Consider the following 21,897-nt stretch of genomic DNA (forward strand, 5'->3'; position numbering starts at 1 on the left):
CGTGCCAGACAGGCTGGTGGCACCGGTGTTCGACGTCGATGCCAGCGACAATCCGATCGATACATACCTCCCGCAGAACGGTAATCGGGGCTACCGCGTCTCGCGCTACGAACTCGATCTCGAATACAAGGTCGAGAGCAACCGGTTGACGGGCAAGGCGAAGATCACTGCGGTCACCACGGCGACGGTGTCGAAGTTCGCGTTCGATCTCGGACCGGCGATGAACGTGTCGAAGGTGTCGGTCAACGGCTCGCGGTCGGTGAAGTTCAGCCACCAGCGCGGCAAGCTGAAGATCACCCCGGCCAAGCCCATCGCGTCGGGCGCGGCTCTGGTGGTCACGGTCGCGTACGGCGGAACCCCCAAGCCCATCAACGGTTTCTGGGGTGAGGTCGGCTGGGACGAGCTCACCGAGGGATCGATCGTCGCGAGCCAGCCGAACGGGGCCGCGTCGTGGTTCCCGTGCGACGACCATCCGGTGTCGAAGGCCAGCTACGGCATCACCATCACCACCGATTCGCCGTACTACGCGGTGGCCAACGGAACGTTGGTGCGCAAGCAGACTCGCGCCAGCCGCACCACGTGGGTGTACGAGCAGCCCGAGCCGATGGCCAGCTACCTCGCGACCATTCAGATCGGTCCGTACGAACATCGCATCGTCAGCCCGGGACCGGTGCCGATGAAGGCCATCACTCCGCCGCGGCTGCGCGCGCAGTTCGATCACGACTTCGGTCGTCAGCCACAGATGATGGATACGTTCGTACGGCTGTACGGCCCTTACCCTTTCGCGTCGTACACCGTGGTGGTGACCGACGACGATCTCGAGATTCCGGTCGAGGCGCAGGGGCTGTCGATCTTCGGTGCGAATCACTGTTCCGGTTCCCGGTACTACGAGCGTCTGGTGGCACACGAGTTGGCGCACCAGTGGTTCGGCAACTCGCTGACCCTCGGCAAGTGGGCCGACATCTGGCTGCACGAGGGATTCGCCTGCTACTCCGAGTGGATCTGGGCCGAGAACTCCGGCGGCGCAACGGCTCACGACAAAGCCAAGCGCGCGCACACCATTCAGCGCGGTCTGGCCATGGACCTACAGCTCAGCGATCCCGGGCCTGCACGCATCTTCGACGACCGCGTCTACAAGCGCGGCGCACTGGCACTGCACGCCGTGCGGCGCACCATCGGCGACGAGCGCTTCTTCGGACTGATCCAGGAATGGACCTCCAAGTACCGCTACTCGACGGTCGCGACGGCGGACTTCACCGACCTCGCCTCCCGCTTCGGGTGCCCCCGAAGTCTGTGGGACGCATGGCTGGTGGACAAGCAGATGCCGTCGTTGCCGTAGTTCCCGGTGGCGCGAATCGGCTCCCCAGTTTCGGATATCCGCCTGCAATCGGGGGCCGGAATCCAAGTCTGGGGAGCCGATCTGCCATTCAGACCCGCCGACGGCGCTTCTGCGCGTAGCCGATGGTCAGGAAGCCCGCTGACATCAGCGCGAAAAGGTTGATGGGCGACGCGATGGCGCGGCCGACACTCGCATCGAGTGCCACGACCTGAAACAGCACCCAGCCCACGATGACGCCCAGCACGGCGAAAATCGGCCACGGTCCGGAGTAGTTGTACTTCATGCTCGCTCCCGTCGTACGAGGGATGTACCCGCTCCACGGTACCCACTGCATCGGCTGCGTCAGCGATACCCGAGAGACAGGGCGAGGCCTGCCACGGCGTAGCCGTACATCGCCGACGTCGCCAGTGCTTGACGCCAGAAGCCGGTCGGGAAGGACGCCGCCCAACGTCCCTTGCCGTCCAATTGCAGATCGCAGGGGAAGTCGCTGATGGCCATGGCAGACGATGGTTGCTTCGAATGCGCGAGCACCACACCGGTGGTGAACGGCAGCCCCCGAACGAACAGGTGACCGCGCGCTTCCCCGGCCCGATATCGAATCGTGGATTCGGTGACAACCCCGGTGTACCAACGCCGTTGGACGTTCCATCCGGTGGCGTGCGCGAGGCGAAGGTTGCGGTCGCCTCGCAGAGCGGTGTCCACGGTCTCGACGTCGGCGATCACTCCCCACCGCAGCATCGACACCCACGAGGCAATCCGTCTGCAGCGAAACACCAGGGCCCCGAGCAGAACGACCCCGAAGACGTACGGCACCACCGTCGGATATCTCGACCAGCAGGCGGCCGGCACGATCACCGCGATCAGAAACCAGTACGCCTCACGCCGGTTCCATACGGTCGCACCCGCGAGCGCCACCGTCGGAGGAACCCGATGCGGCGGGACCGTGCGCGAGGACTGCAGCATGATGCCGCTGATCCTAGGGCCGAACCGCCCCTACGCGCTGGGCAAGTGAGCAGACGTCTTGGACCGCACCACCAGGCCGCACAGCGCCGCCATCACTGCGCCGAATCCGAAGATGATCGGATACGTGACCACCCCGGGCCAGGTCTCGGTGAGCGCCGACAGCACGGCAGGCACCGCGAAGCCCAGGTAGGTCAGCGAATAGAACACAGCGGTGAGGCCGGCGAGATCATCGGGGCCCGCAATGCGTTGCACCTCTTGCAGACCCGAGACCAACGCCATGCCGTACCCACAGCCGAGTACCGCCGCCGCGATCAGCGCCGCGGCAATGGTGAGCACCGATGCCGCCCACGCCGCGACAGCCATACCGATCACCAGCAGAGTCAGCGCAACCAGTGCCCCTCGGGCGTTGGCCGGTGTGTCGATGCGACGCCCGACGGCCTGGATCGCAAAGCCGGAGCCTAGGGCGATCACGGCCATCGCCGCAGACAGGGCGACGGGATAGCCGCCCCCGGGCTCGTCGGCCAGAGCATCCGCCATCAGTGACGGCAGCACCGCGTAGGCGACGCTCGCCGCACCGAACACCCATGGGGCCAAGGGCAATACGACGAACAGGAACCGGCGATGCGATGCGGACGGAATCCTCAGGTCGTCGAGCAACCTCTTCTTCTTCGATGCCGCTGTGGCGGTGCGTGTTTCGGGCACCGAGAGCATGCCGACACCGGCGGCGATGCAGATCAGCACGTGCACGCCGTAGGCGAGGTGCGTCGGCCAGGGTGCCCATTGCGCGAGCACGCCTGCGACTCCGGCACCGAGGGCGAAGCCCGCCGTCAGCGACATCGCGGCGCGGCGCGCTCCGGCACCGGGCTTGGCGGTGGAGTCGCGACTCGAGAGTTCCTTGACCCAGCTGCCGCCCACGGCCATACCGATTCCGAGCGCGATGCCGCTGAGCACACGGCCACCGAAGAGCATGTACGCGTTGTCGGGTCCGAGCGCGATCAGGATCGAACCGGCCGCAGCAACAGCGGGGGCGGGCAACATGATCGGGCGTCGACCGAGCCGATCCGAGAGCGGCCCGCAGATCAGCATCGCCGGAATGATGCCCAGGACGTAGGCGAACAGGAACGTATCGACCACCACGGCCGAGAAGCCATGATCGAGCCGATACATCACCAGCAGCGGCGTGAACTCGTTGCCGCCCCACGCCACGGCGAACATGCCCGACGCGACCAGCAGCCAGCGTCGTGCAGTCAGCTCGATGTCTCGATCGTTCGTGAGCGTTTCGCTCATCGTGCTCCCCCTCTGTCCGGTCGTAGGCCGTGCACCCCGAGCATGTGTTGTTCGACGGCCCGCTCGAATCCGTCTGCGTCGCCTGCCTCGATGAGGTCCGCGAGTCGACGATGGTCGTCGACGATGCGGGAGATCTGGCCCGGATCACGCGTCACGGAGGCTGCGGTCATCCGGCGCTGACGCTCGCGAAGTCCGTCGTAGAACGCGTCGAGCAACGGGTTGCCGCCGGCATGGACGACGGTGCGATGGAAATCTGCGTCGACGGCGCTGAATTGTGCGGCCGTACCGTCGACGGCCAGCTGCTGTTGTAGCTGCAGGTTCTCGCGCAGGGCGGCCACCACGGATTCGCGAGCACTGGCGTCGGCGATGAACGCTCGGACGCTGCCGGCCTCGACGAGGCGACGCGCATCGACGACGCTCTCTGCCTCCCCTACCGCGATCGGCACCACCAGCGCGCCGCGCTTGGGATACAGGCGCATCCACCCCTCGACCTGCAAGCGCAGAAACGCCTCGCGTACGGGGGTGCGGCTGATCTCGAGGCGGGTTGCGATCTCGCCCTCACTGACGAGCTCACCGCCGGGGAGTTCTCCCGAGACAATGAGCTCCTTGACCGTCGCATACGCCGTATCGGCGGCTGATCTCGTCTCGGACACAACATAGATACTAGATGCACTTCAACTGTGCACCAATTCTGGCCACCAAAAAGTCCACTCAACGTGACATTGACCGTCGAAATGTGCCCGATGGTCGTTCCGCGGGCTCCACTCCAGTCCACCGAACGTCACATCGACTCCCCCAAGGGCGGGGCGGGGGTCGGTCAGGGCACCCAATGCCGCGCGGCGATGTCGTCGATGATCGGGTCACCGTCCTGCGCCGCGTCGAGTGCGTCGAGGTCGTCGCGCAGGGCGTTGAGGCGTGGGTCGTCCCCCTCGGCTTGTTCGGCGGCGGTGCCTCCGTCGTCGACTAGTTGCGCAAGGAGTTTCGCGCGGACGCGATCCCGCAGAGAGTCGCTCATTCGTCGTCACCCTTCTCGAACACGCGGCGGGCCGTGGGGATGAGCGCGATGAGCACGCCCAGCAGCACGATGATCGAGAAAATTTCCAGCAGCACAGCTACTCCTTGTCGTGTCAGGTCGGGGCGATCGTGGTGCCCCACGGGGTGTTGCGCACCACGGTGAAGACGGTCAGGAGGACGAGCACCACAGCAGCAGCCAGGCGATTCGGGCGAGGCAACGTCAGGGGCATCTGCATCCAGCGAGCCCTGAGCCACAACCCCCACAACCCGACGGCCACGACGACGCACACGACCGCAACGACATTGCTCGACGCGGCCGCGGCGATGTCTCCGCGGGTGAGGTCGCCGAGAGCCCGGGTCGTGCCGCATCCGGGGCACCACAGTCCGGTCAGAGCGTGAAACGGGCAGGGAAGATACGTCGAGGTTCGCGGGTCGCGGACGTGCAGCAGTACTGCCCCACCGACAGCGGCAGCGGCCACGCCGAGGGGTGCGGCGATGCTGCGTGATCGGGTCGGGGCCGTCATGCACTCAGTCCATCACGGTTCGACGAGAATCGTTGCCGTCATGTCCGGATGCGGGGTGCAGTGGTACGTGAAGGTTCCCGCGGTGTCGAAGGTGTGCGTGAACTGACCGGTCTCCATGAGCTGGCTGCGAAACGAGTTGTCGTCGGCGACGACGTTGTGGGCCATGCCTCGATCGGCGAACACCCAGGTGACGGTGTCTCCCACCGAGATCGTCAGCGTTTTCGGCGAGTACATCCGATCGGCGACGGTCACCTGGTTCTCGGCGACGGGTTCGGCGGGTGCGGCCGGGGTGGTTGCGGTGGAGCAGGCAGTCAGGGTGATCATCAGTGCCGCGAGGAGTCCGAATGCCTTCATGTGTCCGACGGTACCCAAAGGGGTCATTCCCGCCGGCCGAGGACGTATTCGGCCGTCAGTGCAATCGAACGGTCGGGGTCTCGGGTCAACTCCTGCAGGGCATGCGAGGCTGCCTGCCCCGGGATACTCGCCAGCGCCTGGGTCACTCGCAGTCGCGTCGGCGCATCTCCCGGCCCGTTCATCAACGCCGCCACGATCGAGTCTCCGGATCCCAGCATGCCCAGGGCATCGGCGGCGTCCACATCGTTGGTGCCCTCGAAGACCATCCCGATCAACGTCGGGATCGCATCGGCCACCCCGCGCGCACCGAGTTCCAGCGCAGCGACCCGCCGGACCTGCTCGTCGTCGTGAGTGAGCGCCTCTCGCAGCACGTCGGTGGCGGCCGGATGCCGAATCTCGACGATGGTGTCCACGGCGCGGCGTCGGACTTCCGGGTCCGGTGAGCCCAGACCTTCCCGGAGCGCCATGACGGCGTCGCCTCCGGTCCGAGCGAGGGCCCACCGAAGTGCGCCTGCCACATTGGGCGCGGGCTCGCGCAGCACCGCTTCGGCCAATGCGTCCGCCGGAACGGTTCGATCTCCGGCGGACGACAGCGCCGCCGACTGCCGCTTCCCCGCACTGACCGACTGCAGATCGCCGAGCAACGCCACGGTTCCGAGTACGTCCTCCCAGTCCTCCGGCCGCGCGTCGCCGATTCGACGCAGCCGGGTGAGCAACTCGGTATCGCGCGCGATGCGTTCCTCGGCTCGGGCGGCGAGCTCGTCGACGAGTCCCGAGGCCGCGAAGCTCGGGTCGTCGAGCGCGCGACCGACGTCGTTCAGCGACAACCCGAGCGAACGCAGCGACTCGACGTGGAACAGGCGTCGAACATCCTCCGGCGCGTACTCGCGGTAGCCGGTGCTGCTGCGCGACGTCGGGCGCACGAGCCCCAGCCTGTCGTAGTGCCGGAGCATGCGCGCACTGACGCCCGATCGCTGCGCCACCTCACCGATCAACATCGCTCCATCTCACCCCGCCTTGTCGACTACGCCAAGAGCATCGATGCGCTTGGCCTCGAACACTGCGAACCCCGCGTCCGGATCTCGGAGTAGCGCCTCGGTGGCCAGCGCGTGGGCACGAACCGAATCATCCGTGCTCGACGCGGCCTGGCGCACCATCGGTTCGATCACCGACCCGAGCGCAACCAGCGCACGGCTGAGGCTTCGCTGAACGTCGGACTCACCTCGTCCGAGTTGGGTACCCAGCATCGCGGCCAGCTGCCCTTCGCTTCCGGCCGGCACCAATACCGCCGCGGCTCGCCATGCGCTTCGTGCGACCTCGTCGTCGGCGTCGGAGATCAGGTCCTCGGTGATCACGGCCCACGCCGCCGGGTCCTTGATCTTGGACAACGTGTGCAGCGCCTGGCTTCGAGCGAGGGCTCCTCCGGTGCGCACCGCCTCGATCAGCCGTGGCACCGTCAGCGACGTGGGGTGGCGAATCAACGCCCAGGTCAACATTTCCCGCACCTGAAAATCGGGTTCGACGGCGCACCGCTGCACCAGGGCGTCGAGATGCCGTGGGTCCGGTGCAGTCCCGAGGTCGAGCGCTGCCCTCAATCGAGCCGACGGATTGCTGTGTTGGAGTGCCCCACTTACGAGATTCATCGAGTTCATGGCTTCAGCCAAGACCTTGTCACGGTGTGAAGGTCAAGCCCGACTCAACACATCGGCCAGTGTTCGGTTCATCGTGTTCAGTGCTCGCACGGCGCCCCGCAGCGGGCCGGGTGCGCTGGTCGAGGTGAGCAGCACATCCAATACCGTTGTCTCGGTGATCTTCTCGGGTGGATCGACGTGCTCCCCGGCGACAACTGCCTCCACCTGGCGTGCGGTGTCGCGCACCAGGGCCGCGGCGTCGCGTAGAGCTCGGGCGGTCTCTGCCGAGGGGGCCGTGTCCGGGTCGGCACGCGAGGCCAGCACACCGGCTCGGGCCAGTGCGTGCGCCGATCGACTGCTGACGGCCAGCACCCGCAACAGTCGCTTCGCGCCGCGTCTGCTGCGGGTCGTCGGCCCGAGTACCAACGGCTTTCCGGAGTTCAGAACGTCTTTCAGGGCATTGTCGAGTGTGCGCGTCGACGCCACCAGATCGGTTGCACCGCCTGGCGCGAGAATCGATTGGACGCTCGATTCGATCAACGCGTCCAATCGTTCGAGGTAGGTGTCGACGTTGCCCACCAGTGTCTTTCGCGTGCTCGTCGAGAAGATGAAGTAGGCCGACGCCATTCCGACGGCACCGCCGACAGCGGTCTCGACGATGCGAAGCTCGAGCACCTCGATACTGAACGTGCCCAGCAGCCCGTAGAGCATCGCGAGCAGGATGGTCACGAAGAACGACAGCAGCGCATACGCGACCGTCACCAGGTAGAACGCGAAGAAGACGCAGACGACGATCAGCACCAGTTGCACGGGTTGGTTGCTGCCCACCAGTGCGGCGATCACTACTCCGGCCAGCACGCCTGCGATGGTTCCGAGAACGCGTTGGCCTGCTCGGGTGAGGATTTCGCCTCGCGTCGACGCCCCCGTGAACACCAGGAACGCCGTCAACACCGCCCAGTACCAGCGGTCGGGAGAGACGAGTTCACCCAGTACCGTTGCGGCACTGGTGGCGACGGCCACCTGGATGGCCGCCTTGGTGCTGGGGTTCAGACCACTCGGGGTGTCCTTCACCGCAGGTTCGGTCGGCTCGCTATCGGGGGCCGCCGCCGACGCCGAGACGGCGTTCGTGGTGATGTGATGAATGGCTATGTGCGCCTGCACGGCTCGCTGCGCGGACACCGTCGCGATTCCGGCAGGGGTGGACGGGTCGGCCCGTTCGGCCGCAGCCGCCGCCAACCGCCGAGCGGCCCGCAGCTGCTCCGAGGACGGCGTGTTCTGCAGACACGATCCGAGCGCGGTGGTCGCCTGCCCCAGGGCCGTCGGCCACGGTTTGATGGGGTCGAGAGCCCACAGTGAGCTGACGAGTTGCTCGGTCGCGATCTGGGCGTCGAACACTCGGAGCGACAGATCGGCGCTGGTGACGCTGAGCAGCTGCCCGGCATCGTGTCGGTCGAGCCAGTCGTCGATCATCAACGCGGTGTTTCCGAGCCGATCGAGTCTGCGGCGCACCAGGTTCAGGTCGCGGCTCTGCCCTGCCGAGGCCGCCTCGAGCACCGAGGCCGATACCGCTCGCATCGCGAACAGCAGCCGGCGTACCTCCACGACCGGCCTGTCCGGGAAGACGACGGCCCGCACGAACAGGGCGATGAGCAAGCCGCCGAGGATGGCCGCGATCAACATCGGCAGCTGCTCCGGGGTCGCGCGCAGGAACAACGCGAAGAAGTACGAAATGAACGACACCATCCCCAGCGCCGTACCGCGAGGGCCGAATCTGCGCACCCACACCGCCGTGAAGAGCACCGCGATGAATCCGACGTCGGCCACCTTGCCGAGTTCGGAGAGCAACGCCGCCAACGTCACTGCCGCCGACGCAGGCAGTGCCATCAGCGCGGTGGTGACCAGCCGACTGCGCTGATCTCTGTCCTTCACCGCCGCCGACGCCTGCATCGCCACGACGGTTCCGAGCATCGCCACCGTCACCGGTTGACCGATGGCGCGCGTGGTCAGCACCAGCGTCACCATCGCCAGCAGCACCGTCAGCGTCGTCGCCGACGCACTGCGCAGCCGTACCTGCCCCGGATCCGAGGCGTCGAGGATTCGGGCGAGGCGCTGCATTCCCCGATTCTGCGCTACGGCTCAGCCCCGTGCCGCCCGGATCGCAGGGGCCGACGAATGCGGTAGCAACCGACGCATGTCCGACGGCGTGATCACCTCCACGGTCGCCGATTCGTCCAACCGATACGGCTGCGTGGAGATGATGCCCGCGAGGTGTTTGCGTAGCCGCGACATCTCGGCCCGCACGGTGATCGCGCGGCCGTCGTCGCCGAAGAGATCGGCCGCCATCTGTGAGGCAGTGCGCCCTTGGCGATGGGTGGCGAGCAAGTACAGAATTTCGGCGTGCCGAGGTGTGGGTTCGTGGGTCCATTCCCCCACCTCGCTGCGCACTTCGATGCGAGGTTTCTGCGAATCGCGCAGGTCGATGCGAATTCTCGTCGATCCGACATCGGCGACGCCGGAATCCATTGTGCTGGCGGGTCGGACGAGCCATCCACCGGGCAGGGGTTCGAAGTCGCACACGCCGAGGGTAGGCAGCCAGAAGCGTCCGGTCGCGAGATCCTCGGGGAGCAGGATGCGATTACGCAGCGCCACCGATTCGACGGCCGCCACCCAGCCGTTCGCGTCGACGGCCAGGGCCGGGGATTGCAGTCGCGCGAGCATCGGTGCGGCCACCGACCGCAGTCGGTCGAGTGTGCTCCGATGCAGTTCTCGCAGTTGGGATTCGGCCAATCGTGCGACGGCGTCGACCAGCGCGATGGTGGTGGGGTGCACCGTCTTGGCCGGGCCACTGACGTCGATCGCGCCCAGCACCTGACCGGTTCGCGGGTCACGGATGGGCGCGCCGGCACAGGTCCACGAATGATGGCTGCGCACATAGTGTTCGGCCGAGAAGATCTGGACCGCGCGGCGCGAGACCAGGGCCGTTCCGATGGCGTTGGTACCCACCGAATCCTCGGCCCAGTTCGCGCCTTCCACGAAGCCGAGGTCGTCGGCCCGGTCCAGCACCGAGGTCGATCCGCTGCGCCACAGCACCCTGCCGTGCCGATCGGCGACCACGAGAATGTTGTCGCCGTCCTGCACCACCGACTCCAGTCCGCGCGCCAGGTCGTCGAGGATGTCGAACAATCCCGATTCTCGACGGCTGAGCTCGAGGTCGGAGACGTCCATCTGCGTTTCGGCGGGGTTGCCCAGCTCCGGGTCGATGCCAAGGGTCTGCAACCGCCGCCACGAATCCCCGATGACCTCCCGGGGCCGTGCGGGCGACTTGCCGCCGGTCATGGTCGCGTCGTACACGGCAGTGAGAATCTGCGCGTAGCGGCGCGGGTCTTCGCCGGCCGCCAGCGCAGGTTCAGGACCTGTCGACTGCGTCATTACAGTCAATTGTGCTCCAGCTCACAAATCGGTATGAACGGGGGCTACCGATAGACCAGACCACCGTCGATCAACGGTGCCTGGCCCGTCATGTAGTCCGAGTCGGGTCCGGCGAGATACGAGACGAACGCCGCGACGTCCTCGGGCGTCTGCGCACGACCGAGAGCGATACCGCCGACGAATTTGTCGTACGTCTCGCCTTCCGCGGCACCGGTCAATTCGGCGAATCGCTTGTCGATGGTGACCCACATGTCGGTCCCGACCACTCCGGGGCAGTACGCGTTGACGGTGATTCCCTCGGCCGCGTACTCCTTCGCCGCCGCCTGGGTCAGGGCACGAACCGCGAATTTCGTTGCGCTGTAGACCCCGAGCATCGCGAACCCGTCGTGACCGGCGATCGAGGACGCGTTGATGATCTTGCCCTTCTGGCCGAGAGCCTTGAATTTGGCTGCGGCAGCTTGGATTCCCCACAGCACACCGTCGACGTTGACGGCCCAGATCTTCGCGACGTCCTCGGGCCGCACATCGTCGAGCGGGGCCACCTGTGCGATCCCCGCGTTGTTGACGATGACATCGAAGCCGCCGAGCGCCTCGTGGGTGTGTTCGACGGCCGCGAACACCTGATCGCGATCACTGACGTCCGCGACGAATGTCGTTGCCTTCGAACCCGTTCCACGTACTTCGTCGGCGACGCCTGCAATCTTGTCCTCGTTCAGGTCCGCCAGGGCGATGTCGTGCCCGTCGTTCGCCAACCGCAACGCGATGGCCCGGCCGATACCCTGCCCGGCTCCCGTCACCAACACCGCGCTCATGCGGATGCTCCGGTGGAAGGGTCTACCAGGACCTTCATCTTGGTACCGGCGTGCAGCGCCTCGAATCCGTCGTCGATGACGCCGTCGAGCGTGATCTTGTCGACCCAGCCCGTCGTGTCGTAGTGGCCCTGGCTCATCAGATCGATGACGGCCTCGTAGTCGGCGGAGGTGTAGCAGAGCGAGCCCTGAATCCGGGATTCGTTCATCACGAGCTTCTGCAGCGGTGTGGTCAAGGGCTTTTCGTAGATCGCGACGCTGACCAACGGCTTACGCGCACCGATGCACCCGAGCGCGGTCTCGACGGCAGGTTGCACACCGGCCGCGTCGTAGATGGCGTCGGCACCGTTGCCGTCGGTGAGGTCAGCGATGAACGCGGGGACGTCGACGACCGTCGGATCGAGAGTCTTCGCGCCCAGAGCTTCGATCGATGCCCGACGCGTCGGCGACGGTTCGACGACGTAGACGTTGTCGAGTCCCTTTCCGCGCAGGGCGAACCAGAGTCCGATGCCGATGGGGCCGGCTCCGAACACCATCGCGGTGTCCTCGGGTTTCGGATCTCCCAGTGTCGCAGCGTGATAGGCAACCGACATCGGTTCGACGAGGGCTCCGAGTTCGAGGGAGACGTTGTCGGGCAAGGCGTGGATCATGTCGGTGGGGACCACGGTGTATTCGGCCATTCCGCCGTCGGACATCAGTCCGTGGAAGCCGATCTGCGCGCAGATGTTGTAGTTGCCGGCCCGGCACGGTCCACAGTGGCCGCAGCGGTACAGCGGTTCGATGGCGACGCGGTCGCCCACGGCGATGCCGGTGACACCCTTCCCGAGTTCGGTGACGGTTCCCGAGAACTCGTGGCCGAGTACCAGCGGCATCTCCTGACCGGTCAGCGGATGCGGCGAGGTGGGGATGAAGATGGGGCCCGCGTAGTACTCGTGCAGGTCGGTTCCGCAGATTCCGTTGAACCCGACCTTCACCTTGACCTGGCCTTCACCGCGATTCGGCTCGGGTACGTCGGTGATCTCCACCTTGTTGGGGCCGTAATACACAGCTGCACGCATCGGTTCTCACTCCTGATCGTCGGATGCATTCATGTTTATGTGATGCCGGCCACTTCGGACAGGGTTGCAGCGCGTTGCAGTCGCCCGCTCGAAATCGGGTGCAACCAGCCGCGGTGAGCGCGGTCAGCTGCACCCGATTCGCACTGCAACCCACTGCAACTCTCGACCCCTGCGCGCAACAGGAGTGTGCTGGGTCACATCGCTGGAACCACGATTCGCAAGGAGTTTCCATGACCCAGACCATCGAGCCGGTCGAGATCACCCGCACGCACACCCCGCAGGAACGGGTCGACGAGTGGCTGTCGAAGTTCGAGGAGGCCCTGGTCGCACGTGACATCCCCCGGGTAGCCGGCATGTTCGCCGTCAGCAGCTTCTGGCGCGATCTAGTCACGTTCACCTGGAATCTCAAAACTGTCGAAGGCCGTGACGGTGTCAGCGACATGCTGTCCGAGCGCCTCGACGACACCGATCCGACGGGCTTCCACACCACCGAGGTCCCCGACGAGGCGGACGGAGTGGTCTCGGCGTGGATCGAGTTCGAGACCGCCACGAGCCGCGGCAAAGGACATCTGCGCCTGACGGTGGACGCGGACACGGGCGAGGACGTGGCCTGGACTCTGCTGACCACGATGCAGGAACTCAAGGGCCACGAGGAGCGTCAGGGCAAGTCGCGCATCAAGGGCGCGGTGCACGGCTCGAATGCCGATACCCAGAACTGGGCGGAGAAGAAGGAGATCGAAGAGAAGGAACTCGGCTACAGCGTGCAGCCGTACGCCCTCGTCGTCGGCGGAGGCCAGGGCGGTATCGCTCTGGGCGCGCGGTTCCGGCAGCTGGGTGTGCCTGCGATCGTCGTCGACCGGGCCGAGCGCCCCGGTGATCAGTGGCGCGGCCGGTACAAGTCACTGTGCCTGCACGATCCGGTCTGGTACGACCATCTCCCCTACCTGCCGTTCCCGGCGAACTGGCCGGTGTTCGCGCCGAAGGACAAGATCGGCGACTGGCTCGAGATGTACACCAAGGTCATGGAAGTGCCGTACTGGACCAAGACCACTGCGAAGTCCGCAACCTACGACGAGGTGGCGAAGGAGTGGACGGTCGTCGTCGATCGCGACGGTGAGGAAGTGATTCTGCGGCCCAAGCAGCTGGTGATGGCCACCGGAATGTCCGGTAAGAAGAACGTCCCCAACTTCCCCGGCATGGACGAGTTCGAGGGCGAGCAGCACCATTCCAGCGAACACCCCGGTCCCGACGCGTATGTCGGCAAGCGCGTCGTGGTGGTGGGCTCGAACAATTCTGCGCACGACATCTGCAAGGCGCTGTACGAGACTGGCGTCGACGTGACGATGCTGCAACGCTCGTCCACTCACATCGTCAAGTCCGATTCGCTGTGCGAGATCGCGCTCGGGGACCTGTACTCCGAACGGGCCGTCGAATCCGGAATGACCACGGGCAAGGCCGATCTGACGTTCGCGTCGTTGCCGTACCGGATCATGCACGAGTTCCAGATTCCGGTGTATCAGCAGATCGCGGAGCAGGACAAAGATTTCTACGACCGGCTGGAGAAGGCCGGGTTCCAACTCGATTTCGGTGACGACGGATCCGGTCTGTTCATGAAGTACCTGCGCCGCGGCTCGGGCTACTACATCGACGTCGGCGCATCCGAGCTGGTCGCGGACGGCAAGATCAAACTCGTTGCCGGACAGGTCGACCGGATCAGCAAGACCGGCGTCGTGCTCGACGACGGCACCGAGCTATCGGCGGATCTCATCGTCTACGCCACCGGCTACGGCTCGATGAACGGCTGGGTTGCCGACCTTATCGACCAGGAGACGGCGGACAAGGTCGGCAAGTGCTGGGGACTCGGCTCGGACACCACCAAGGATCCCGGTCCGTGGGAGGGCGAGCAGCGCAACATGTGGAAGCCGACGCAGCAAGAGAACTTCTGGTTCCACGGCGGCAATCTGCACCAGTCGCGGCACTATTCGCTCTACCTGGCACTCCAGATCAAGGCGCGCTACGAGGGCATCGACACACCGGTCTACGGGTTGCAGGAAGTGCATCACCTTCGGTGACCCACGTGCGCGGAACTAGATCAACCGCGTCCGAAGCAAGCAGAACTCGTTGCCCTCGGGATCGGCGAGCACGTGCCATTGCTCGGTGCCCGTCTGGCCCACATCGGCCGGGCGGGCACCGAGCGCGAGGAGCCGTCCCAGTTCGTCGTCCTGATCCCGGTCGGTGGGGTTGACGTCGATGTGCAGCCGACCTTTTCCCGTTCGCGGCTGCTCGTGTCTGCTCAGGATGATCGTGGGCTGGGGCCCGCCGAATCCCTCGGCCGGCCCGATCTCGATCAGTTCCTCGCCCTCGCGATCGAGTACGACGAAACCGAGTACCTCGCACCAGAATCGAGCCAACAGTTCCGGGTTACGGCATTCGAGGACGAGTTCACTGATGCGGCATGCCATGTGTCCCTCTCGGCTACGTTCGGTCGTACAGGTCGATGGCCTGAGCCTTCTTGATCAGCGCATCCTCGGATCGCACCTGCGCGAGGTTGACGACTCGGGTCGGCAGCACCGAGGAATACAGCCAGTCGGTCGCCACCCGCACTCGCGCCGAGACCGTCGGCAACGCGTAGAGGTGATATCCGCGCGCGACGAACTTCGCCACCGGTCCGGTCAGCGGAATGCCGAGAGGCTTTGCGACGCCGTCGAATCCGCCGAGATCGGCGACCAACCCCAGATCCTTGTGCTTGTACGGACGTGCCTGCCCGACGCCCATCGACGCCGCGACATTGCGTGCGACGGCAACACCCTGACGTTGGGCGTGCTGAGCCGTCGGTGGTGTCGGCTTCGACGGGTCGGCGGCGAGATCGGGGACTGCGGCCGCGTCGCCGATCGCCCAGACGTCCGATACGTCGGGGACAGTCATGTCCGCCCGCACGACGAGGCGTCCGCCCGCTGTCGGTAGACCCAGCTGCGCGATGAGCGGGCTCGGTGCGACGCCTGCTCCCCAGACCAGAGTTCGGGACGGGATGACCTCGTCGTCGGTGAGCGTCACCGACGTTGCAGTGGCCGCGGCCACCGACACCCCGAGCCGGACGTCGACGCCTCGCTCGGCGAGTACGGCGAGCGCTTCTCGGCCGAGTCGCTCACCGAGCTCGGGGAGTACCGCGTCGGCGACGTCGACGAGTACCCAGCGCACCTCGTCGGGGTCGACGCTCGCCCAACGGGATGCGATGCCTCGAACCCAGTTCTGCATCTGGGCAACGAATTCGGTGCCCGTGTAGCCCGCGCCCACGGCCACCACCGTCAACCGTTCGGCGCGTTCGCTCCGGCCGTCCGGGGTATCGGGCAGGGCGTCGGCCGCGTCGAGTTGCGCGAGCACATGGTTGCGGATGTAGACCGCCTCGCTCAACGTCTTGAGCCCGTACGCATGCTCGTCGACGCCGGGGATGTCGAACTGCTTGGTCACCGAACCGGGCGCGAGTATCAGCCTGTCCCACTCGAGCGTCGAGTCACCGTCGGGGCCGGTCACCGTCAGCTCGCGCGACTCGAAATCTACGGTGGTGACGTGACCGAGCACCAACTTTACGCGCGGCAGTGCCTGACGGGTGGAGACGGCGATGTCCCGCGGATCGAGCACGCCGGTGGCGACCTCCGGCAGCAGCGGACTGTAGAGCAGGTAGTCGGTGGGGGCCACCAATGTCAGCACGGCGCGATCGGGCCCCAGCAGCTTCGTCAGCCGCTGCAAAGCGTTGAATCCACCGAACCCGCCACCGACCACCACGACGCGAGCAGGCCGCGCGGGGGCCGGAGAACTCGTACCGAAACCGGGAAGGAATCTGCGCATATCCGAGATTAACCCGACGGCGAGCGACCTCGCAGACGACGTTCGCAGGTTGCGGAGAGGAGGTCAGCGCACCCCGTCCCACACCGCGCGTGTCGCCGGCCTCGGGTCGAGCGCGACGCCGGGCTCGTTGCCGAACATCATCACGGCGCGGTCGGTGCCGTACGGGTCCCAGCCGGGAGAGCCGTCGCGCACGAAGTCGACCCAGGCGCGGTGCATCCGGTCGGCCACCCGCTGCGGCGCATTCGGTCCCGTAATGCGCTCGGTCTCGGGCTTGTGCAGCATGTCGAACACGAACGGGATCTCGAGTGCGTGGCAGGCACCGAGATCGCCGTCGAACAACGATGAGCGCCAGGTGAATTCGTAGACGAAGGCGTTGCCGGACCGCGCTTCGACCAGGCGCGTGGCCGGAATCCGAAAGAACCAGTCGGTCATGACGGCGATCATCAGCTCGCCCGCCGAGGCGTCGGGCAGCTGTTCGCGGTACTTCTCCAGCGCCGACGGATCGGCTCGGTACCCGGCGAGGACCATCTTCACGTAGTCCTCGGTGATATGTGGGACCAGCCCGGCCGGAACGATGAAGAACGCGTGCTCCTCGCTGGTGGTTCCGATCAACACGTCCACCTGCGCGCTCGCACCGTCGCTGATGCGTGAAAAGGGCAGGGCTGGAACGACATCGCCGTCGATGTACGGCTCGAAGGCCATTACGTTCAGGGCCAACTCACCCCACGCTCCGGTCGGGGCCTCGGCGGTGATCCGATCGGACAGTTCGCGTTGTGCGTCCACCAACGCGTCCACCGGTACCGAACCCAGGCCGTCGACCGAGGCATCGACGCCGAGCGACGACGCCAACGCCGCAGAGACCTTCGCGGCGGTCTCGGCGGTGATGACGTGGTGCCCGGCTCCGCTCTGCAGAATCGCCCGCTGGAAGAGCCCGTCGGCACGGGGCATCGACATCAGGGTGCCGACGCTCATCGCCCCGGCAGATTCTCCCGCGATGGTCACCTGCGCGGGGTCGCCGCCGTAGGAGGCGATGTGGTCACGTACCCATTCGAGCGCCGCGACCTGGTCCAGCATCCCGCGGTTGGCCGGGGCACCGTCGATCAGTGCGAAACCGTCGACTCCGAGGCGGTAGTTGATCACCACGGCCACGACGCCGTCTCGTGCGAACGCAGAACCCTCGTACGTGGGAATGGCGTTGCTGCCGTTGACGAATGCGCCGCCGTGGATCCAGACGAACACCGGTGCCGATCCGCCGACGTCGGGGGTGAAGACGTTGACGTTCAGGCAGTCGTCACCGGGTATCACCGGCTCGCTGAGGATCTCGCTGGTCGGCGGTCGATATCCCACCTTGGGGACGGTGGCCCCGAGCTCGAGGGCGTCGCGAACACCGTCCCACGTGGGCGGCGGCGAGGGTGCCTGGAATCGACGAGGCCCGAACGGGGCCTCAGCGTACGGAACTCCGAGAAACGAGATGATGCCTGCGCCGGTCCGACCGCGAACCTGGCCCTGAGGTGTATCGACAGTGATCGTGTCCATACCTCATTACTACCCTGTTCGGATCGGACCGACGCCCTCAGGCGGTCAGACCAGACGTGCCTCGGGCGAACCCGTCTTGCCCGGGTCGCGCTCCACGGAATCGCCCAGCGCGTCGTCGATCTTGGCGAGCACGTCGGCATCGAGGGTCACCTCGGAGGCCTTGATGTTCTCGGCGATCTGCTCCGGACGTGAAGCTCCGACGAGCGCTGCCGCGACGTTGTCGTTCGCCAGTACCCACGCAACGGCCAACTGCGCCATGGTGATTCCCAGATCGTCGGCGATGGGCTTCAGTTGCTGCACCCGGGTGAGCGTCTGATCGTCGAGGTAGCGCGCGATCATCTTGTCGCCGCCCTTGTCGTCCTTGGCGCGCGAGCCGTCGGGCAGGGGCTGGCCGGGGAGGTACTTTCCGGTGAGAACGCCCTGGGCGATGGGCGACCAGACGATCTGCGAGATGCCCAGTTCCTTCGACGTCGGGATCACCTGATCCTCGATGACGCGCCACAGCGCCGAGTACTGCGGCTGGTTCGAGATGATCGAGAAGCCGTTCTGACGGGCGAGTTCCTGCCCGGCGCGTAGCTGATCGGCGGTCCATTCGGAGACGCCGATGTAAAGCGCCTTGCCCTGGCGGACGACGTCACCGAAGGCGGCGATGGTCTCCTCCAGCGGGGTCTCGACGTCGTAGCGATGCGCCTGGTAGAGGTCCACGTAGTCGGTGCCGAGTCGACGCAGCGACGCGTCGATGCCTTCGAAGATGTGCTTGCGTGAGAGCCCGGTGTCGTTGGGGCCCTTGGGTCCGACGGGGAAGTAGACCTTGGTGAAGATCTCGAGCGATTCTCGACGCTCCCCTTTCAGCGCGTCCCCGAGCACTGTCTCGGCGGCACCGTTCGCGTAGACGTCGGCGGTGTCGAAGGTGGTGATGCCCGCATCGAGCGCCGCACGTACGCACTGGGTGGCGATGTCGTTCTCCACCTGCGATCCGTGGGTCAACCAGTTGCCGTAGGTGATCTCCGAAATCTTCAGTCCGCTGTTTCCGAGGTATCTGTAAGCCATGAAGAAAACGGTACTCCGGTGTCTTTCGGATCAGGTTCCTTCATGTCGTCTCTTCCGACGCCCGGCATCGGTTCAGAGCCCATATCCCGACGCCGCAGAGCACGACCGTTGCGAATGCACCGCCCGTCGAGAGCCACATTTCCGGCCAGGACGTGCTCCTGATGGCAGACGTCAGTGGCGTGTACGCCGTCCAGCCGTAGGTGACGACCATCGGCACGGTGATCACGACCGGCACCGCGAGGCCGAGGGTCGCCGGTGTGGGGTCGGCCGGTGTGCACGCCACGTACAGGTAGGCCGCGGCGGCCGGAAAGACGATCAGACTAGCGACATAGTGAACGTTGTCCAGCGGCGGCTGCTCAAACAGTGCGGTCGAGCAGACCACCGCCAGAACTGCGACACCGACCAGCGGACGCCCCCAACGCAATCCGAGTGCGACACCCGCCGCAACCGACACTGCAATGACAACTACGAGTCCGAGTGTCCAGACCCAGGCCGAGACACTGATACCCATTCCCGACGTGGTGGTCGAGGTGAGCAGCACGGCCGTTCCGGCGAGGACCATCACGCCACCGCGACCCGGCAACAGGCCGGCCGCCCCGAACAGCACGGGTACGACGAGGAGGCCGAAATACCATCGACCACCGAACCCGTATTCACCGTGGAACACGCTGTGCCCGAACAACATGTTGAGCAGTAGCCCACCGATTGCCACCAGTAGTATCGCCGCGACCGTGCGAACGCCGCGACCGGTCGCCGGGCTTTCGGCCGAGTGTTCTACGCGAGCTGCCCACACCGCTGCCAACACCACCAGCACGCAGAGCACCGGCACGACCACCGGTGTACCCATATCGGACTCGGTGAGGTAATCGGCGTAACGCCGTGGAATGCCTGGGTACTGCAACGCTTCGATCGCGCCTGCGCTGAGCAGTCCGAGAAGGAACGACGCGGCCAGCAGCGCCTGACGAATTCGTCCACGATCGGCATGTACTGCGCTGCATCCCAACAGAACTCCGCCTGCCATCACCTCGACGAAGTCGGACGAGAACAGCAGTACCGAGCCTGCGACGACGACAGCAGCGGCGATGGACAGACCGGCCAGCACCATCGGTCGACGAACGAACATCGCCAGACCCGACGCCAGAATCACTGCGACCGCAACTCCCCCGCCGCCGCTGGAGAACAGCACCCCGCCGAAGCCGGTGTCGCCGAAGATGTCGATGCCGTCCGACTGCATCGACAATCCGGCCAGCAATCCGGTCAGAAGTACCCCGAGCGCAATCATGCCCGAATTATGCACTGCCGCCCCGATAGTCCCGGGATGCCACGAGGATCTTGCCGAGGGTGGCAGCGAAGGCCTGCAATTCATCCTCTCCCACAGCGGCTCCCACGGCGTCGGACCATGCATGTTGCGCGTCCCGCAGCTCTGCCACGGTGTCGCGCCCCTTGGGGGTGGGTTCCAACAGCTTGGCGCGCTTGTGGTTCGGGTTGTCGACGTACACGGCCCAGCCTTTGTCCACCAACAGATTTGCCGTCCGCTGCACGCTCTGTCGTGCCAACCCCAGCCCGACGCGTCGCGCGATGTCGGCGACCGACAGCGGCTCGTCCAGGGCGGCTCCGAGAACCTGCCACCACGCCGGAGTCAGACCCGTCGGCTCGGTGATGTCGTGTGCGGCAGCGAGGAATTCGCCGTTGAGCTCGAAGACGGGCAACACCAACGATGTCAGCGCATCACCCTCGGGGGTGCGTTGCGTCATGCGCCCGCGAGCTGGTCGTAGTACTTACGCTCCCCCGTCGTGTAGAGGCCGTACCAGGCATCGACGACAGGTTGCGGAAACACGTTCAGCTTCTCGAAGACCAGCTTCGCGAACTCGAGCGGGTTCACGCCTCCCGCGGTGATCACGGTGCCGTCGGACACCGCCTTCTCGTCGCGATAGTGCTCCGATCCCCGATATTCGGTTGCCTGCGTGAGGAACTCGGCGGCATTCGAGGTATGCGGCCGGTCGTCGAGCAGTCCGGTCCTGGCCAAACCCAATGTGGCCCCACAGATCGCGGCGACCGGTTTCCCCGCCGCAACCAGTTCGGCGGCCAGCTTCAGCACCGTGTCGTGCCCGAAGTCCCAACTGTCCGCGCCGGGCAGAATCAGGGCATCGAGGGCAGGAAGATCGGCGACCGCGGCGTCGGGCGTGATGCGCAAACCGCCCTTCGTCGTGACGGCCTCCCCAGTCTCGGAGGCGACGATCAGCCGGTTGGCGTCCGGGTCCTGCTCACGGGCCATGGCGAGTCCGGCGGTGAGGTATCCGTACTCCCAGTCGGCCATGGTGTCGGTGGCATAGAGCGCAATGGTGATCATCGGGACGTCCTCGCATCGATTGACAGGATGCTGTCAATCATCACTCCATCGACAGGAGGCTGTCAATACCAGGCAGCACCCGAGTGGCTCGTAGCCGTGGATCCACCTCGTCCAGATAGATCCGGCACGCCGCGTGATAGCGCTGATCGAAGGCCGTACCGGCAGCCTCGTCACCCCCGAGCGCATCCGCATCCCTGGCTATACCCCGAGCCCGCGCGACGTCCATGGGGGTGTCGACGAAGACCGTGTAATCCCAGTAGTCGGGCAGCGGCGTCCGGTGCAGAAAGGTTCCGTCCACCACCACGATCGCGTCGGCCGGCACCGATTCCAGCGGATCGTCGACCGGCTCATCCGTCGCCAGATCGATTACTCGACGCCGAATTTCGCGGCTTCCGTTCGGCCCCAACGGAATCAGCACGTATGCACGGAGCGCGTCGAAGTCGTACGCGTCCTGGTAGTAGCCGAGAGCCGACGCTCGACCCTGTCGATACCGGTGGGCGCGCCGGTGATGAAAGCCGTCCATCGTCACATGTATGGACGGACGCCCGTGTGCTGCAACAGCATCCACCAGCCATCGTGCGCATGTGGACTTACCGGACGCCGTCACTCCGTCGACCGCCACCCGTAGCGGATGCCCCGGAGCCCGCGAGAGCACGTCTCGCACCATGTCATCACCGACGCTCATGGGGCCAGGGTAGGCGATCTGC

The 21,897-nt window shown here is 65.9% G+C and carries 23 protein-coding genes; 2 read left to right on the top strand and 21 right to left on the bottom strand.

Annotation, left to right across the window (positions count from 1 at the left end; genetic code table 11):
• Position 1 precedes the first annotated feature (1 nt).
• Positions 2-1,339, top strand: coding sequence for a M1 family metallopeptidase (locus CH251_RS14405; RefSeq protein WP_094613740.1), 1,338 nt, complete (start codon positions 2-4; stop codon positions 1,337-1,339).
• An 88-nt stretch (positions 1,340-1,427) separates the two neighbouring features.
• On the opposite strand, the gene CH251_RS14410 is transcribed toward CH251_RS14405, so the two are convergent.
• The 13 genes from CH251_RS14410 to CH251_RS14470 form a co-directional block, all read right to left on the bottom strand.
• Positions 1,428-1,622 (bottom strand): hypothetical protein, encoded by a 195-nt coding sequence (locus CH251_RS14410; protein ID WP_094613741.1) that lies wholly within the window; start codon positions 1,620-1,622, stop codon positions 1,428-1,430.
• A gap of 59 nt (positions 1,623-1,681) precedes the next feature.
• Positions 1,682-2,302 (bottom strand): hypothetical protein, encoded by a 621-nt coding sequence (locus tag CH251_RS14415; protein ID WP_094613742.1) that lies wholly within the window; start codon positions 2,300-2,302, stop codon positions 1,682-1,684.
• 30 nt (positions 2,303-2,332) lie between these two features.
• Positions 2,333-3,589: an MFS transporter gene (locus tag CH251_RS14420; RefSeq protein WP_094613743.1), complete on the bottom strand. Its 1,257-nt coding sequence runs from the start codon at positions 3,587-3,589 to the stop codon at positions 2,333-2,335.
• Positions 3,586-4,242 (bottom strand): GntR family transcriptional regulator, encoded by a 657-nt coding sequence (locus CH251_RS14425; RefSeq protein WP_094613744.1) that lies wholly within the window; start codon positions 4,240-4,242, stop codon positions 3,586-3,588. The genes CH251_RS14420 and CH251_RS14425 overlap by 4 nt, the downstream gene beginning before the upstream one ends.
• Positions 4,243-4,406: 164 nt before the next feature.
• A complete protein-coding gene (locus CH251_RS14430; RefSeq protein WP_094613745.1) occupies positions 4,407-4,604 on the bottom strand; it encodes a hypothetical protein in 198 nt (65 codons plus the stop codon).
• Positions 4,605-4,716: 112 nt separating this feature from the next.
• Positions 4,717-5,127 (bottom strand): DUF2752 domain-containing protein, encoded by a 411-nt coding sequence (locus CH251_RS14435; protein WP_094613746.1) that lies wholly within the window; start codon positions 5,125-5,127, stop codon positions 4,717-4,719.
• 12 nt (positions 5,128-5,139) lie between these two features.
• Complete coding sequence (locus CH251_RS14440) at positions 5,140-5,481, bottom strand: plastocyanin/azurin family copper-binding protein (protein ID WP_256979074.1); 342 nt, start codon at positions 5,479-5,481, stop codon at positions 5,140-5,142.
• A 23-nt stretch (positions 5,482-5,504) separates the two neighbouring features.
• Positions 5,505-6,479 (bottom strand): HEAT repeat domain-containing protein, encoded by a 975-nt coding sequence (locus CH251_RS14445; RefSeq protein ID WP_094613747.1) that lies wholly within the window; start codon positions 6,477-6,479, stop codon positions 5,505-5,507.
• A gap of 9 nt (positions 6,480-6,488) precedes the next feature.
• Complete coding sequence (locus CH251_RS14450) at positions 6,489-7,133, bottom strand: HEAT repeat domain-containing protein (protein ID WP_094613748.1); 645 nt, start codon at positions 7,131-7,133, stop codon at positions 6,489-6,491.
• Between the two features lie 33 nt (positions 7,134-7,166).
• Complete coding sequence (locus tag CH251_RS14455; RefSeq protein ID WP_094613749.1) at positions 7,167-9,227, bottom strand: FUSC family protein; 2,061 nt, start codon at positions 9,225-9,227, stop codon at positions 7,167-7,169.
• 21 nt (positions 9,228-9,248) lie between these two features.
• Positions 9,249-10,541: a GAF domain-containing protein gene (locus CH251_RS14460; RefSeq protein ID WP_094613750.1), complete on the bottom strand. Its 1,293-nt coding sequence runs from the start codon at positions 10,539-10,541 to the stop codon at positions 9,249-9,251.
• A 44-nt stretch (positions 10,542-10,585) separates the two neighbouring features.
• The gene (locus tag CH251_RS14465) at positions 10,586-11,353 is read right to left on the bottom strand and encodes an acetoin reductase (RefSeq protein WP_094613751.1); all 768 of its coding nucleotides are present in this window, start codon (positions 11,351-11,353) and stop codon (positions 10,586-10,588) included.
• Positions 11,350-12,408, bottom strand: coding sequence for a 2,3-butanediol dehydrogenase (locus CH251_RS14470; RefSeq protein WP_094613752.1), 1,059 nt, complete (start codon positions 12,406-12,408; stop codon positions 11,350-11,352). Before CH251_RS14470 ends, CH251_RS14465 begins: the two co-directional genes overlap by 4 nt.
• 230 nt (positions 12,409-12,638) lie before the next feature.
• Here CH251_RS14470 and CH251_RS14475 point away from each other — a divergent pair, with 230 nt between their 5' ends.
• A complete protein-coding gene (locus CH251_RS14475; protein WP_094613753.1) occupies positions 12,639-14,480 on the top strand; it encodes an NAD(P)/FAD-dependent oxidoreductase in 1,842 nt (613 codons plus the stop codon).
• Between the two features lie 15 nt (positions 14,481-14,495).
• On the opposite strand, the gene CH251_RS14480 is transcribed toward CH251_RS14475, so the two are convergent.
• From CH251_RS14480 to CH251_RS14515, 8 genes are all read right to left on the bottom strand, one after another.
• A complete protein-coding gene (locus tag CH251_RS14480) occupies positions 14,496-14,870 on the bottom strand; it encodes a VOC family protein (RefSeq protein ID WP_094613754.1) in 375 nt (124 codons plus the stop codon).
• Between the two features lie 13 nt (positions 14,871-14,883).
• The gene (locus tag CH251_RS14485) at positions 14,884-16,254 is read right to left on the bottom strand and encodes an NAD(P)/FAD-dependent oxidoreductase (protein WP_094613755.1); all 1,371 of its coding nucleotides are present in this window, start codon (positions 16,252-16,254) and stop codon (positions 14,884-14,886) included.
• A gap of 63 nt (positions 16,255-16,317) precedes the next feature.
• Entirely contained in the window at positions 16,318-17,790 is a 1,473-nt protein-coding gene (locus CH251_RS14490; RefSeq protein WP_094613756.1) for a carboxylesterase/lipase family protein, read from the bottom strand.
• A 45-nt stretch (positions 17,791-17,835) separates the two neighbouring features.
• Positions 17,836-18,840 (bottom strand): aldo/keto reductase family protein, encoded by a 1,005-nt coding sequence (locus CH251_RS14495; protein WP_094613757.1) that lies wholly within the window; start codon positions 18,838-18,840, stop codon positions 17,836-17,838.
• 40 nt (positions 18,841-18,880) lie between these two features.
• Positions 18,881-20,122: a hypothetical protein gene (locus CH251_RS14500; protein WP_094613758.1), complete on the bottom strand. Its 1,242-nt coding sequence runs from the start codon at positions 20,120-20,122 to the stop codon at positions 18,881-18,883.
• Positions 20,123-20,129: 7 nt separating this feature from the next.
• Positions 20,130-20,594 (bottom strand): MarR family winged helix-turn-helix transcriptional regulator, encoded by a 465-nt coding sequence (locus tag CH251_RS14505; RefSeq protein WP_094613759.1) that lies wholly within the window; start codon positions 20,592-20,594, stop codon positions 20,130-20,132.
• The gene (locus tag CH251_RS14510; protein WP_094613760.1) at positions 20,591-21,190 is read right to left on the bottom strand and encodes a DJ-1/PfpI family protein; all 600 of its coding nucleotides are present in this window, start codon (positions 21,188-21,190) and stop codon (positions 20,591-20,593) included. The genes CH251_RS14505 and CH251_RS14510 overlap by 4 nt, the downstream gene beginning before the upstream one ends.
• A 40-nt stretch (positions 21,191-21,230) precedes the next feature.
• The gene (locus CH251_RS14515; RefSeq protein WP_094613761.1) at positions 21,231-21,875 is read right to left on the bottom strand and encodes a hypothetical protein; all 645 of its coding nucleotides are present in this window, start codon (positions 21,873-21,875) and stop codon (positions 21,231-21,233) included.
• Positions 21,876-21,897 lie beyond the last annotated feature (22 nt).

This window comes from Rhodococcus sp. 06-462-5 (assembly GCF_002258315.1).
Classification (GTDB): domain Bacteria; phylum Actinomycetota; class Actinomycetes; order Mycobacteriales; family Mycobacteriaceae; genus Rhodococcoides.

Bases quoted from the DNA above. Each gene is read 5' to 3' on its own strand.
- CH251_RS14465 (WP_094613751.1), bottom strand. From the start codon at position 11,353: ATGAGCGCGGTGTTGGTGACGGGAGCCGGGCAGGGTATCGGCCGGGCC.
- CH251_RS14485 (WP_094613755.1), bottom strand. From the start codon at position 16,254: ATGCGCAGATTCCTTCCCGGTTTCGGTACGAGTTCTCCGGCCCCCGCG.
- CH251_RS14410 (WP_094613741.1), bottom strand. From the start codon at position 1,622: ATGAAGTACAACTACTCCGGACCGTGGCCGATTTTCGCCGTGCTGGGC.
- CH251_RS14455 (WP_094613749.1), bottom strand. From the start codon at position 9,227: ATGCAGCGCCTCGCCCGAATCCTCGACGCCTCGGATCCGGGGCAGGTA.
- CH251_RS14500 (WP_094613758.1), bottom strand. From the start codon at position 20,122: ATGATTGCGCTCGGGGTACTTCTGACCGGATTGCTGGCCGGATTGTCG.
- CH251_RS14515 (WP_094613761.1), bottom strand. From the start codon at position 21,875: ATGAGCGTCGGTGATGACATGGTGCGAGACGTGCTCTCGCGGGCTCCG.
- CH251_RS14475 (WP_094613753.1), top strand. From the start codon at position 12,639: ATGACCCAGACCATCGAGCCGGTCGAGATCACCCGCACGCACACCCCG.
- CH251_RS14480 (WP_094613754.1), bottom strand. From the start codon at position 14,870: ATGGCATGCCGCATCAGTGAACTCGTCCTCGAATGCCGTAACCCGGAA.
- CH251_RS14470 (WP_094613752.1), bottom strand. From the start codon at position 12,408: ATGCGTGCAGCTGTGTATTACGGCCCCAACAAGGTGGAGATCACCGAC.
- CH251_RS14490 (WP_094613756.1), bottom strand. From the start codon at position 17,790: ATGGACACGATCACTGTCGATACACCTCAGGGCCAGGTTCGCGGTCGG.
- CH251_RS14445 (WP_094613747.1), bottom strand. From the start codon at position 6,479: ATGTTGATCGGTGAGGTGGCGCAGCGATCGGGCGTCAGTGCGCGCATG.
- CH251_RS14505 (WP_094613759.1), bottom strand. From the start codon at position 20,594: ATGACGCAACGCACCCCCGAGGGTGATGCGCTGACATCGTTGGTGTTG.
- CH251_RS14430 (WP_094613745.1), bottom strand. From the start codon at position 4,604: ATGAGCGACTCTCTGCGGGATCGCGTCCGCGCGAAACTCCTTGCGCAA.
- CH251_RS14495 (WP_094613757.1), bottom strand. From the start codon at position 18,840: ATGGCTTACAGATACCTCGGAAACAGCGGACTGAAGATTTCGGAGATC.
- CH251_RS14415 (WP_094613742.1), bottom strand. From the start codon at position 2,302: ATGCTGCAGTCCTCGCGCACGGTCCCGCCGCATCGGGTTCCTCCGACG.
- CH251_RS14435 (WP_094613746.1), bottom strand. From the start codon at position 5,127: ATGACGGCCCCGACCCGATCACGCAGCATCGCCGCACCCCTCGGCGTG.
- CH251_RS14510 (WP_094613760.1), bottom strand. From the start codon at position 21,190: ATGATCACCATTGCGCTCTATGCCACCGACACCATGGCCGACTGGGAG.
- CH251_RS14420 (WP_094613743.1), bottom strand. From the start codon at position 3,589: ATGAGCGAAACGCTCACGAACGATCGAGACATCGAGCTGACTGCACGA.
- CH251_RS14460 (WP_094613750.1), bottom strand. From the start codon at position 10,541: ATGACGCAGTCGACAGGTCCTGAACCTGCGCTGGCGGCCGGCGAAGAC.
- CH251_RS14440 (WP_256979074.1), bottom strand. From the start codon at position 5,481: ATGAAGGCATTCGGACTCCTCGCGGCACTGATGATCACCCTGACTGCC.
- CH251_RS14450 (WP_094613748.1), bottom strand. From the start codon at position 7,133: ATGAACTCGATGAATCTCGTAAGTGGGGCACTCCAACACAGCAATCCG.